13 protein-coding genes and 1 pseudogene are annotated in these 11,662 nt (G+C 73.0%); 10 read left to right on the top strand and 4 right to left on the bottom strand.

What is annotated here, in order from left to right; genetic code table 11:
- The first annotated feature begins 26 nt into the window (after nucleotides 1-26).
- Entirely contained in the window at nucleotides 27-929 is a 903-nt protein-coding gene (locus tag BLW85_RS08625) for a LysR family transcriptional regulator (RefSeq protein ID WP_070028322.1), read from the top strand.
- Here BLW85_RS08625 and BLW85_RS08620 read toward each other — a convergent pair.
- Nucleotides 922-1,283, bottom strand: a pseudogene (locus BLW85_RS08620) (pyridoxamine 5'-phosphate oxidase family protein); the annotation flags it as partial. The gene BLW85_RS08625 and the pseudogene BLW85_RS08620 overlap by 8 nt on opposite strands.
- A 145-nt stretch (nucleotides 1,284-1,428) precedes the next feature.
- Here BLW85_RS08620 and BLW85_RS08615 point away from each other — a divergent pair.
- The 8 genes from BLW85_RS08615 to BLW85_RS08580 all read left to right on the top strand — a co-directional run bounded on the left by BLW85_RS08615 (nucleotide 1,429) and on the right by BLW85_RS08580 (nucleotide 7,992).
- Nucleotides 1,429-1,653: a hypothetical protein gene (locus BLW85_RS08615; RefSeq protein ID WP_074991751.1), complete on the top strand. Its 225-nt coding sequence runs from the start codon at nucleotides 1,429-1,431 to the stop codon at nucleotides 1,651-1,653.
- A gap of 271 nt (nucleotides 1,654-1,924) precedes the next feature.
- Nucleotides 1,925-2,698, top strand: coding sequence for a HipA family kinase (locus tag BLW85_RS08610; protein ID WP_070028318.1), 774 nt, complete (start codon nucleotides 1,925-1,927; stop codon nucleotides 2,696-2,698).
- Nucleotides 2,695-3,144 carry a DUF3037 domain-containing protein gene (locus BLW85_RS08605; RefSeq protein WP_070028317.1) on the top strand — a complete coding sequence of 150 codons (450 nt, stop codon included), beginning with the start codon at nucleotides 2,695-2,697 and terminating at the stop codon, nucleotides 3,142-3,144. The genes BLW85_RS08610 and BLW85_RS08605 overlap by 4 nt, the downstream gene beginning before the upstream one ends.
- Before the next feature lie 147 nt (nucleotides 3,145-3,291).
- Entirely contained in the window at nucleotides 3,292-4,053 is a 762-nt protein-coding gene (fabG, locus tag BLW85_RS08600) for a 3-oxoacyl-ACP reductase FabG (RefSeq protein WP_070028316.1), read from the top strand.
- An 11-nt stretch (nucleotides 4,054-4,064) separates the two neighbouring features.
- Nucleotides 4,065-4,829 carry an SDR family oxidoreductase gene (locus BLW85_RS08595; RefSeq protein ID WP_070028311.1) on the top strand — a complete coding sequence of 255 codons (765 nt, stop codon included), beginning with the start codon at nucleotides 4,065-4,067 and terminating at the stop codon, nucleotides 4,827-4,829.
- 185 nt (nucleotides 4,830-5,014) lie between these two features.
- Nucleotides 5,015-6,601 carry an ABC transporter substrate-binding protein gene (locus BLW85_RS08590; RefSeq protein ID WP_074991750.1) on the top strand — a complete coding sequence of 529 codons (1,587 nt, stop codon included), beginning with the start codon at nucleotides 5,015-5,017 and terminating at the stop codon, nucleotides 6,599-6,601.
- A gap of 104 nt (nucleotides 6,602-6,705) precedes the next feature.
- Nucleotides 6,706-7,389, top strand: coding sequence for a uracil-DNA glycosylase (ung, locus tag BLW85_RS08585; protein ID WP_070028308.1), 684 nt, complete (start codon nucleotides 6,706-6,708; stop codon nucleotides 7,387-7,389).
- A gap of 96 nt (nucleotides 7,390-7,485) precedes the next feature.
- A complete protein-coding gene (locus BLW85_RS08580; RefSeq protein ID WP_074991749.1) occupies nucleotides 7,486-7,992 on the top strand; it encodes a tetratricopeptide repeat protein in 507 nt (168 codons plus the stop codon).
- Between the two features lie 20 nt (nucleotides 7,993-8,012).
- Here BLW85_RS08580 and BLW85_RS08575 read toward each other — a convergent pair whose 3' ends face one another.
- A complete protein-coding gene (locus BLW85_RS08575; protein WP_107409088.1) occupies nucleotides 8,013-8,459 on the bottom strand; it encodes a hypothetical protein in 447 nt (148 codons plus the stop codon).
- Between the two features lie 115 nt (nucleotides 8,460-8,574).
- Complete coding sequence (locus BLW85_RS08570) at nucleotides 8,575-9,087, bottom strand: DinB family protein (protein ID WP_074991748.1); 513 nt, start codon at nucleotides 9,085-9,087, stop codon at nucleotides 8,575-8,577.
- 129 nt (nucleotides 9,088-9,216) lie between these two features.
- On the opposite strand from BLW85_RS08570, the gene BLW85_RS08565 reads away from it, so the two are divergent.
- On the top strand, nucleotides 9,217-10,128 hold the full coding sequence (locus BLW85_RS08565; protein WP_074991747.1) for a Gfo/Idh/MocA family protein: 912 nt from the start codon (nucleotides 9,217-9,219) through the stop codon (nucleotides 10,126-10,128).
- Here BLW85_RS08565 and lnt read toward each other — a convergent pair.
- Nucleotides 10,046-11,620, bottom strand: coding sequence for an apolipoprotein N-acyltransferase (lnt, locus tag BLW85_RS08560; protein ID WP_074991746.1), 1,575 nt, complete (start codon nucleotides 11,618-11,620; stop codon nucleotides 10,046-10,048). The genes BLW85_RS08565 and lnt overlap by 83 nt on opposite strands.
- Between the last annotated feature and the right edge of the window lie 42 nt (nucleotides 11,621-11,662).

Raw genomic sequence — 11,662 nt, 5'->3', positions numbered from 1 at the left:
ACCGGGTACCTCTTAGGATTGCTTACATGTTGAATCTGGAGCGCCTGCGCACCCTCGACGCCCTGTCCCGGCACGGCTCGGTCAGCGCCGCCGCCGACGCGCTGCACGTCACCACGTCCGCGGTCTCCCAGCAGCTCGGCAAGCTGGAACGCGAGGTCGGGCAGCAGCTGCTGGCCAAGAACGGCCGGGGTGTCCGGCTCACGGACGCGGGCCGGCTGCTCTCCGAGCACGCGGCGCGCATCCTGTCGCAGGTGGAGCTGGCCGAGTCGGATCTGGAGGCGCAGCGCGGGCAGGTCGTCGGCGAACTGCGGCTGTCCGCGTTCCCCACCGCCGCCCGGGGCCTGTTCCCCGTGGCGCTGCCGGCGCTGCGCGCACAGCACCCGGGGCTGCGGGTGCGCTCCAGCGAGCTGGAGCCGGAGCAGGGCATCGCCGGCGTGGTGCGCGGCGACCTCGATCTGGCGGTGGTCCTGGACTGGTACAACAAGCCGATGCCGGTGCCCGACGGACTGGTCAAGGCGCCGCTGCTGGACGACCCGGCCGAGGTCGCCATGCCGGTCGGGCACCGGCTCGCCCACCGCGACGAGGTGGACCTCGCCGAGTTCGCCGACGACGAGTGGATCACGTGGGGGGAGGGCGAGTTCTGTCACGAGTGGCTGATCTTCACGCTGCGCTCCAAGGGCGTCGAGCCGATCGTCGGCCACCGCGCCGGTGAGACCCACACCCAGCTCCAGCTGGTCGCCTCCGGGCTGGGGGTGTGCATCGCGCCACTGCTGGGCCGCCACCCGGTGCCGGACGGTGTGGTCCTCGTACCGCTGACCCAGCGGGTGCGGCGGCACGTCTACGTCGTCTGGCGCGCGGACGCCGACCGCCGTCCCTCCATCCGCGCGGCGGTGGAGGCCCTGCGCACCGCGTCCGAGAAGCTCAACTGAGTCCCAGCTTGCGGAAGTCCCAGGAGACGACCCGCTCCGGCACGAGCCGGGCCCAGGCGTGCCGGCCGTCGTGCGGCAGCCCGTCGAGACCGGCGTACGTGCGGGCGAACAGCGGCTCCACACGGTCCGGTTCCGGCACGGCAGCCCGCTGCGGGGCGCCTCGCCGACGAACTCCACCCGGCCGGACGGCTCGGCCCCGCGCGGCCGGGCGCACTCCTCGCCCGCGTCGACCACCACCGCCACCCGCGGATCGCGGCGAAGCCGGCTCCAACGGCGGCTGCGCGCCCGCGAGTACAGCCACAGCGCGCCGCCGTCCCAGACGAACCACAGCGCGCTGACGTGCGGGGCGCCGTCCCCCTCTTCATGGCGTTTCGCGGCACTTCATGGTGCGCGAAAGCCCGCCCGGACGCGACGAATCGACGGCGGATCGCGCTCGCCGTGCGGCGACTCGTCTCTACTATGGTTGCGCAAACTTTGAACTGTTGTCTGGGGATGGCTCATGTCTGATGCGACGGTCTGGGAGACGGCAGTGCTCGACGGAGGCCCGGGGGGCGGCTGGCGGGTGAGGGTTTCCGACCGGCCGCGCGTGCTCCAGGTGACCTGCCCGTGCCCGGTCGAGGCCGCGCCGCCGGGCGCGCGGGCGGAAGGCGTCTACGTCTACCGCCGGGACTACGGGGTGACGAGTGAGCCCCTGCGTTACGGATTCGACGTCGCCAGCCCCTGATCCGCGGGGCGTCCGGCGGCTGCGGGCCGCACGAGTCCTCGACGGGGCGGCTCCCCGGTGATCACCCTCGGTTACTATGCTCACTTCGTGCCCGAGGCCGGAAGCGAGGGGCCGAACGGCCATCGGCGGACCCCTGGGGAGACGGGGGAGCCGCGTGCCGGTCGGAGCTTTTCCCGTATCTCCCCGAGGCCCGTCGGCGGGTGCTCGCTGCTGCCGTGGCCCCATGGCTGATCTTGTATTGCGAGGCTGAAGAGATGGATGGCCTGGGAACATGCTGAAAGAGGTCGTCGCGACCCGCTACATCACACCCCTGCGTGAGGGCGGTTCGCTTCCGGGGCTCGTCGAGGGGGACGACTTCGGTACCTACGTCATGAAGTTCACCGGCGCCGGGCAGGGCCGCAAGACGCTGGTCGCCGAGGTGGTGTGCGGGGAACTCGCCCGGCGCCTCGGCTTCCGGACGCCCCGGCTGGTCACCCTGGAGCTCGACTCCGTGCTGGGGCTCGGCGAACCCGAGCAGCAGGTGCAGGAACTGCTGCGGGGCAGCGGCGGCACCAACCTCGGCATGGACTTCCTCTCCGGCGCGCTCGGCTACGACCCGCTCGCCTTCGAGGTGAGCCCCGAGGAGGCCGGGCGGATCATCTGGTTCGACGCGCTGATCAACAACGTGGACCGCTCCTGGCGCAACCCCAACCTTCTGCTGCACCGCGGCGAGGTGTGGCTCATCGACCACGGGGCCACCATGATCTGGCACCACAACTGGCCCTCCGCCGAGACCTCCGCCGCCCGCGCCTACGACGCCTCCGACCACGCCCTCGCCCGGTTCGCGCCCGACATCGAGGCGGCGGCCGCCGATCTGGCGCCCCGCGTCACCGACGACCTGCTCGCCGAGGTCACCGCCGAGGTCCCGGACGCCTGGCTGGCCGGCGAACCCGGCTTCGACACCCCGGACGACCTGCGCCGGGCCTACGCCCGGCCGCTGCTCGCCCGCGCGGCCGTCATCGCCGACCGCATCACCGGTCTGGGCCGACAGGAGGAGGGCAAGTGAGCGAGACGCACATCCACATGGCCGGTCATGTGACCGAGCGCCACATCACCCGGGCCGGACAGGGCGGTGACCGGGACGTGTTCGAGTACGCGCTGCTCAAGGTCGTGCCCCGGGTGGAGCGCGGTGAGTGCATCAACGCCGGCGTGGTCGTCTACAGCCGGGCCAAGGGGTACGTCGGCGCCCGCACCCACCTGGACGAGGCGCGGCTGCTGGCCCTGGACCCGGCGGCCGACGCGGCCGGCATCCGGGCGGCGCTCGACGCGGTCGAACGCCACTGCGCGGGCGGCGAGGAGGCCGGTCAGGCGGCCCGGGACGACGCCGGGCGCCGCTTCCGCTGGCTGATCGCGCCCCGCTCCACCGTGGTCCAGCCCGGCCCGGTGCACACCGGACTGACCACCGACCCGGCCGCCGAGACGGAGCGATTGCTGGACCTCCTGGTGAGGTAATGGATCACAACGGCCGGATGCGGCGTTGACACCGGGTGCCAGGGCTTCTAGCGTCGTGTGGGCCGAAGATACTAAGCGGTCGCTCACCGCACCAGCGGCCCTCCCGAGGGGCCGCACGGGTTCTCTCAAGGGCGAGGAGAAACAACAATGTCCACCACTGAACAGCGGGTCGCGGTCGTCACCGGCGCTGCGCGCGGCATCGGCGCCGCCACCGCCGTACGCCTGGCGGCCGAGGGCCGCGCGGTCGCCGTGATCGACCTGGACGAGGCCGCCTGCAAGGACACCGTCGAGAAGATCACCGCGGCCGGCGGCAAGGCCATCGCGGTCGGCGCCGACGTCTCCGACGAGGCCCAGGTCGCCGCGGCCGTCGCCCGGGTCGCCGAGGAACTGGGTGCCCCGACGATCCTGGTCAACAACGCCGGCGTGCTCCGCGACAACCTGCTGTTCAAGATGAGCGCCGCCGACTGGGACACCGTCATGAACGTGCACCTGCGCGGCTCGTTCCTGATGACCCGGGCCGTGCAGAAGCACATGGTGGACGCCGGCTTCGGCCGGGTCGTCAACCTGTCCTCCTCCTCGGCGCTCGGCAACCGCGGCCAGGCCAACTACTCCGCCGCCAAGGCCGGCCTCCAGGGCTTCACCAAGACCCTCGCCATCGAGCTGGGCAAGTTCGGCATCACCGCCAACGCCGTCGCCCCCGGCTTCATCGCCACCGAGATGACCAAGGCCACCGCCGACCGCGTCGGCATGGGCTTCGAGGACTTCAAGAAGGCCGCCGCCACCCAGATCCCGGTGCAGCGCGTCGGCGAGCCGGAGGACATCGCCAACGCCATCGCCTTCTTCACCGGCGAGGCGGCCGGGTTCGTCTCCGGCCAGGTGCTGTACGTCGCCGGCGGACCGCTCGACTAGGGGGACCCGCAATGACTTCCGCACAACTCCCGCCCCTGTCCGGCAAGGTCGCGCTCGTCACCGGCGCCAGCCGCGGCATCGGCTACGGCGTCGCCGAGGCCTTCGTGGCGCGCGGCGACCGGGTCTGCATCACCGGCCGCAACGAGGAGGCCCTGAAGGAGGCCGTCGAGAAGCTCGGCTCCGAGCGGGTCATCGGCGTCGCCGGCAAGGCGCACGACCTCGACCACCAGAGCGAGGCCGTCGAGCGCACCATGGAGGCCTTCGGCCGCCTGGACCACCTGGTCAACAACGCGGGCACCAACCCGGTCTTCGGCCCCATCGCGGACCTGGACCTGAACGTCGCCCGCAAGGTCTTCGAGACCAACGTCATCTCCGCGCTCGGCCTGGCCCAGAAGGCCTGGCACGCCTGGCAGAAGGAGAACGGCGGCGCGATCGTCAACATCGCCTCGATCGCGGGCCTCGCGCCCTCGCCGTTCATCGGCGCCTACGGCGTCAGCAAGGCCGCGATGATCAACCTGACCCAGCAGCTGGCGTACGAGTTCGCGCCGAAGGTGCGGGTCAACGCGATCGCCCCGGCCGTGGTCAAGACCAAGTTCGCGCAGGCCCTGTACGAGGGCCGCGAGGAGGAGGCGGCCGCCGGCTACCCGCTGGGACGGCTCGGCGTGCCGTCCGACATCGGCGGCGCCGCCGCGTTCCTCACCTCCGAGCAGTCCGACTGGGTCACCGGTCAGACGCTCGTGGTGGACGGCGGTCTGTTCCTCAAGGCCGGCGTCTGAGTCTCTCCCCGGGCGCCGGATTCCGGACGGACCGGCGCCCGGGGAACCGCACAGCGGACACCTGGGGGACTGACAACGAAGTCATCCGGAAGTCGATCAACTCGCCTTGTTTCAGGGGAGGTTGATGGTGCTTACGCTGCGGTAGGGTCTGCCGACCTTGGTAGGGCGGATCGAGGAGCGTGCGCGTGTTCAACCGGAACCGGTTCCTGCGGAGAGTCGCGGCGATCGCGTCCGTGTCGTCCGTATCGCTGACGGCCGGCTGCGGCCTGCTGTCCGAAGGGGACGCCGGCGGCGGCGCCCCGATCGTGGTGGGCACCACCAGCGCCCCGAGCACGCTGGACCCGGCCGGCGCCTGGGACGGCTCCTGGGAGCTGTACCGGAACATCTACCAGACCCTCCTCGCCTACCCCAACGGCGCCACCACCCCGCAGCCGGACGCCGCGGAGAGCTGCTCCTTCAGCGACGCCTCCAGCCGCACCTACCACTGCACCCTGCGCGAGGGCCTGAAGTTCGCCGACGGCGACCCGCTGACCGCGCGGGCCGTGAAGTACTCGGTCGACCGCATCCGCGCCATCGACGCCCCCGGCGGCCCCGCCGGACTGCTGGGCAGCCTCGACCGGGTGGACACCTCCGGCGACCGCGACATCGTCTTCCACCTCGGCAAGCCCGACGCCACCTTCCCCTTCGTGCTCGCCACGCCGGCGCTGTCGATCGTCGACCCCAAGGACTACCCGGCCCGCGCCCTGCGCAAGGACGCGGGCGCGGACGGCTCCGGACCGTACCGGCTCGGCTCGTACCAGGAGGGGCGGCAGGCCGTCCTCACCCGCAACGACGGCTACCAGGGCTTCGCCAAGCGGCAGAACGACGCGGTGACCATCCGCTACTTCCAGGACTCCGCCGGCATGGTCGCGGCGCTGCGCGCCAAGAAGATCGACGTCACCTACCGGGGGCTCGCCGCCGGTGACATCCTCGCCCTCCAGCAGGACAACGACTCCGGCCTCCAACTGGTGGACGGAGCCGGCACCGACATCAGCTACCTGGTGTTCGACCCCGAGGACCCCTGGGCCGGGCGGCCCGCCGTGCGCAAGGCCGTCGCCCAGCTCGTCGACCGCGGCGCGATCGCGCACAAGGTCTACAAGGACACCGTCGACCCGCTGTACTCCATGGTGCCCAAGGGCCTCACCGGCCACACCACCGCCTTCTTCGACGACTACGGCGACCCGAGCACCGCCAAGGCCCGGGCGATCCTCCAGGGCGCGGGCATCCGGCAGAAGGTCCCGCTCACCCTCTGGTACACCTCCGACCGCTACGGGTCCGAGACCGCCCTGATGTTCGAGGAGCTGAAGCGGCAGCTGGACGGCTCCGGGCTGTTCACCGTCACCCTCCGCAGCCGCCCCTGGAAGACCTACGTGGTCGGCTACCAGAAGGGCGAGTACCCGGTGTTCGGCCGCGGCTGGTCCCCGGACTTCCCCGACGCGGACAACTTCATCGCGCCCTTCACCGGCGAGCACAACGCGCTCGGCACGCCCTACCCGGCCAAGGAGATCACCGGGACGCTGCTGCCGCGCTCGCGGGCGCGCAGCGACCGCGCGGAGACGGTCAAGGACATGGCGCAGGCCCAGCGGATCCTGGCGACCGACGCCCGGCTGCTCCCGCTGTGGCAGGGCCGGCAGTACGTGGCGGCCAGCGACGACATCGCCGGCGGCGAACAGGCCCTCGACCCCTCCACGATCATGATGATGTGGACCCTGCACCGCAAGACCAGCTGGTGAGGGCCCCGGCTACGCTGGGGCGGGGGCCCTCGGGACGTTCGTTGTCAGTGGCCGCCGGTAGGTTCTGGAGCCTGCAAGTGACCGCACATCGTGAGGACGTTGACGTGACCGACACCGCCATGCTGCCCGAGTCCTGGCGCGGGGTTCTGGGTGACGAGCTGCAGCAGCCCTACTTCAAGGAGCTGACGGAGTTCGTCGAGGAGGAGCGGGCGAAGGGCCCCGTCTACCCGCCGCGCGAGGAGGTCTTCGCCGCGCTGGACGCCACGCCGTACGACCAGGTCAAGGTCCTCGTCCTCGGCCAGGACCCGTACCACGGCCCGGGCCAGGGCCACGGCCTGTGCTTCTCGGTCCGCCCGGGGGTGAAGACCCCGCCCTCCCTGCGCAACATCTACAAGGAGATGCACGCCGAGCTGGACCTGCCGATCCCGGACAACGGCTATCTGATGCCGTGGGCCCGCCAGGGCGTGCTGCTGCTCAACGCGGTCCTGACGGTCCGGGAGGGCGAGGCCAACTCGCACAAGGGCAAGGGCTGGGAGAAGTTCACCGACGCCGTGATCCGCGCGGTGGACGCCCGCCCCGACCCGGCCGTGTTCGTGCTCTGGGGCAACTACGCGCAGAAGAAGCTGCCGCTGATCGACGAGAGCCGGCACGCGGTGGTCAAGGGCGCGCACCCCTCCCCGCTGTCCGCGAAGAAGTTCTTCGGCTCCCGCCCGTTCACCCAGATCAACGAGGCGATCGCCGCCCAGGGCCACGAGCCCGTCGACTGGCGCATCCCCGACCTGGGCTGAGCGCGGCCCGCAGCGGCACGGCGCCGCCTGACGGGCAATGGCGGCGCCGCCGGTTAGCGTCGGGGGCACGACAGCCGACGATCGCCGGAGGACGCGGTGGCGGAGCGACGGGAACAGACGGCCCTGGACGAGATGCTGACGCGGATCGGACAGGTCGTGATGCTGCACCACGGCGGCGACCGCGAGGAGGCCCGCAGCCGCTTCCTCGCCCTGTGGGCGGAGATCGGCGAGGACGGCGACGCCCTGCACCGCTGCACCGTGGCCCACTACCTCGCCGACACCCAGGACGACCCGGCGGACGAACTCGCCTGGGACCTCAGAGCGTTGTCGGCGGCGCGGGAACTGCCGGACGGCGGCCCCCGGGGCGTGCCGGGCTTCCTCCCGTCCCTGCACCTCAACCTGGCCGCCGACTACGTCAAGCTGGGCCGCCCCGAGGCCGCCCGCACCCATCTCGGGCACGCCCGCACCGCCGCCGGCGTCCTCGCGGACGACGGCTACGGCGAGGGCGTGCGGGCCGCGATCGCGCGCCTGGAGACGAGCCTGCGGCGGAGCGGCCCGGCGGACGACGGTCCCTGGGGACCGCCACGGCAGCGGCCCAGCTGACCGGGCGGCGCCGGGGCGGGTCAGTGACGGCCGTACGTGCGTTCGCAGATTTCCGATTCCGGGCTGTTGCCGCGCCAGCCGCCGTACTCGCGGCCCAGGTCGCAGACGTCCGCGGGCACCTGCTGGGAGGTGCGGGGCGGCGCCTGCGCGGTGCGGTGCGGCTGCGGCCGGGAGCGCGGGGGAGTGTGCGCGGGGGTGGGCGGCGGGGCGGCCGGGCTGCCGTGCGGGGCGGACTCGCGGGCACCCCCCGGCTTCCCGGACGGGCCCACCATCTCCAGAGCCTCCCGGGCCGGCGCCTGCACCTCCCGCGGTGACGCGCTGCCGTCCGTGCGGGGCGCCGTCTGCTGCGAGGGCACGGCGCCCGGAGGCGGTCCCGGAGCCGCCGTGTGCCGTACCGTCACACAGCCGGAGAGGGCCGAGACGGCGACGGTGACCAGAAGCGCTGCGGTGGTCGTCGTTCGATGCACCCCCGCAACGATGCTGGCTCCGCGCCGACTTGGCAGCAAGGAGTCGAGCCCGATGCCCCCGCCCGGGTGAACTCCCGCACCGAACGGGGGGCTTCGCGGTGCCGCGGGTGACGCCTCAGTCGCCGGTCGCGCCGTCGATCCGCTCCCGGAGCAGGTCGGCGTGGCCGTTGTGCCGGGCGTACTCCTCGATCATGTGGGTGTAGATCCAGCGGAGGCTGAAGGGCTCCTCGGTGAACCGGCTCCGGCCCCGGGAGAGTTCGTCCAGCCCGAGGCCGGCCGTGAGCCGCCGGGCCGTCTCGATCTCCGCCTGCCAGGTGGTGTACGCCTCCTGCCAGGTGTCGGCGTCGGTGACGTGGAAGTCGCCGTCCTCGTCCGCCTCCGAGCAGTAGACGGGGCCCGGGTCGTCGCCCGTCAGCACCTTGCGGAACCAGGCCCGCTCCACCTCGGCCATGTGCCGGACCAGGCCCATCAGGGTCAGCTCGGACGGCGGGACGGAGGCGGTGCGCAGCTGTTCGTCGGTCAGGCCCTCGCACTTGAGGGCCAGCGTCCGGCGGTGGTACTCCAGCCAGCCCTCCAGCATCTCGCGTTCGGGGGCGGTCAGCGCGGGCTCGTGGCGTTCACTCGTCATGCCCGCATCCTCGCCCGGCGGACCCACCGGCCACCATGGGTTTTCCGCGGCCGGCGGCGGCACCGCCCGGATGCGGCCCCCGTATGCTGCCGGGGACGTCACGACGGGCGAGCACCAGGGGAGAAACGCGTGAAGGTCGGCTGCATCGGACTCGGGGACATCGCGCAGAAGGCGTATCTGCCGGTGCTGGGCGCCCTGCCCGGGGTCGACCTCCACCTGCACACCCGCACCCCCGCCACCCTCGCCCGCGTCGCCGACGGCCTGCACCTGCCGCCCGGACAGCGGCACGAGGAACTCGGCTCCCTGCTGGCCGCCGGGCTCGACGCGGCCTTCGTGCACGCGCCCACCGCCGTCCACCCCGAGATCGTCACCCGGCTCCTGGAGGCGGGCGTCCCGACGTACGTCGACAAGCCGCTCGCCTACCGGCTCGCCGACTCCGAGCGGCTGGTGGAGCTCGCCGAGCGGCGCGGCGTCTCCCTCGGCGTCGGCTTCAACCGGCGTCACGCGCCCGGCTACGCCGAGTGCCTGGAACACCCGCGCGAGCTGATCCTCATGCAGAAGAACCGGGTCGGGCTGCCCGAGGAGCCCCGCTCGATGATCCTGGACGACTTCATCCACGTCGTCGACACCCTGCGCTTCCTGGTGCCGGGACCGATCGACGAGGTGACGGTCCGCGCCCGCCTCCGGGACGGGCTGCTGCACCACGTGGTGCTCCAGCTCGGCGGCGACGGCTTCACCGCGCTCGGCGTGATGAACCGCCTCAGCGGCTCCACGGAGGAGGTCCTGGAGGTCTCCGGGCAGGACATGAAGCGTCAGGTGCGCAACCTCGCCGAGGTGATCGACCACAGGGGCGAGCCGACCCTGCGCCGGCGCGGCGACTGGGTGCCGGTGGCCCGCCAGCGCGGCATCGAGCAGGCGGTGCTCGCCTTCCTGGACGCGGTGCGTGCCGGGCAGCTGCTCAGCGCCCGCGACGCGCTGGCGACCCATGAACTGTGCGAGCGGGTGGTACGAGCGGTTCAGGACCGCCCCGACGCGGCCTGAGCGCCCGCACCCCCTCGCCGGCGCACAGCGCGGCCAGCACCAGCAGCGCCCCGCGCACCGGCCAGTCGCCGTAGCGGACGTACGGCGTGACGCCGTGCGCGAGCGGCACGTCGTACACCCGTGTGGTGCTCGCCCCCGTCCCCAGCCACGGGCCGAGCCGCCGCCCGTCCGGCCCGTACGCGGCCGAGACGCCGGTGAGGGTCGCGTGCACCATCGGGCGGCCGGTCTCGGCGGCGCGCAGCGCGGCCAGCGAGGCGTGCTGCGGCGGCGCCCAGCTGTGCTGGAAGGTGGAGGTGGAGGACTGGCCGAGCAGCACGTCCGCGCCGTCGTCGGCCAGCTGCCGGCTCATGTCGGGGAACGCGGTCTCGAAGCAGATCAGCGGCCCGATCCGCAGCCCGTGCCCGACGTTCATCACGACCTGCTCGGTGCCGCGCCTGCGGTCTTCGCCGGCCGCCTTGCCCACCGAGGTGGCCCAGCCGAGCAGGGAACGGGCGGGGACGTACTCGCCGAAGGGGACCAGCCGCATCTTGTCGTAGCGGCCGCCGGTCGGGCCGTCCGGGCCGACCAGCACCGAACTCTTGTAGATCCCGGGCCGGTCGGAGCGGCGCGCGTCCACGTTCACCAGCACGTCGGCGCCCGTCTCGCGGGACAGCGCGGCGATCCGCCGGGCCAGGTCGGGCCGGTCGGCGAGGTCGTAGCCGACGCTGGACTCGCCCCACACCACCAGGTCGACGTCCTGCCCGACGAGCCGCCGGGTCAGCCGCTCCTCTCGGTCGAAGCGCCGCGCGGCGCTGTCCGGCCCGTCCACCGGGCCCGGCTGCACCACGGCGATCCGCGTACCGCCGTCGATCTGTGGGCGCGGCGCCCACGCCCAGGCGGCGCAGGTGGCGGCGGCGGTGGCGGCCACCGTGGCCACCGCCGGCACGCGGGCCGCGCGCACCGATACCAGCACGGCCACCGCCACGTTCACGGCCACCACCAGGAAGCTCAGCAGCCACACCCCGCCCACCGAGGCCAGCCGCAGCGCGGGCTCCACCTGCCACTGGGAGGCGCCGAGGAGGCCCCAGGGGCCGCCGAGCCCCTGCCAGGAGCGGACCAGCTCGGGTATCAGCCAGCCGGAGGGCAGCGCCAGGAGCGCGACGGCGCACCGGCCGGGGGAGGGCGAGCCGCCCAGGTACCGGTGCACCAGCCAGCCCCAGGGCGCCCAGAGCAGGCCCAGCAGCGCGCCTATCAGGAAGATGAACACGTGCAGGCTCGGCAGCAGCCAGTGGTGCACGGCCACCAGGTAGCCGAAGCCGCCGCACCAGCCGTCGTACGCCGCCCGCCGGCCGGACGGTGCCGAGCGGGCCAGCAGCAGCCACGGGACGAGGGCGACGTAGGCGAACCACCACAGCGACGGCGCCGGGAACGCGAGGACGGGCAGGGCGCCCGCGAGCGCGACGACGGCCGAGCGCCGCCAACGGGAGGCCGGCCGGCGATCGATCGTCGTCATACGGAGCCTCCCTTACCCCAGGGCTCCAGTGTGCGCGCCGGA

Source organism: Streptomyces misionensis (assembly GCF_900104815.1).
GTDB classification, from domain to species: Bacteria; Actinomycetota; Actinomycetes; order Streptomycetales; family Streptomycetaceae; genus Streptomyces; species Streptomyces misionensis.
Note: the sequence above shows the minus strand (reverse complement) of the source record. Positions and strands in the feature narration are given on the sequence as shown.

What these genes read in the sequence shown, in the direction of transcription:
- fabG (WP_070028316.1), top strand. Translation starts at nt 3,292, where the DNA reads ATGTCCACCACTGAACAGCGGGTCGCGGTCGTCACCGGCGCTGCGCGC.
- BLW85_RS08570 (WP_074991748.1), bottom strand. Translation starts at nt 9,087, where the DNA reads ATGACGAGTGAACGCCACGAGCCCGCGCTGACCGCCCCCGAACGCGAG.
- BLW85_RS08625 (WP_070028322.1), top strand. Translation starts at nt 27, where the DNA reads ATGTTGAATCTGGAGCGCCTGCGCACCCTCGACGCCCTGTCCCGGCAC.
- BLW85_RS08595 (WP_070028311.1), top strand. Translation starts at nt 4,065, where the DNA reads ATGACTTCCGCACAACTCCCGCCCCTGTCCGGCAAGGTCGCGCTCGTC.
- BLW85_RS08610 (WP_070028318.1), top strand. Translation starts at nt 1,925, where the DNA reads ATGCTGAAAGAGGTCGTCGCGACCCGCTACATCACACCCCTGCGTGAG.
- BLW85_RS08615 (WP_074991751.1), top strand. Translation starts at nt 1,429, where the DNA reads ATGTCTGATGCGACGGTCTGGGAGACGGCAGTGCTCGACGGAGGCCCG.
- lnt (WP_074991746.1), bottom strand. Translation starts at nt 11,620, where the DNA reads ATGACGACGATCGATCGCCGGCCGGCCTCCCGTTGGCGGCGCTCGGCC.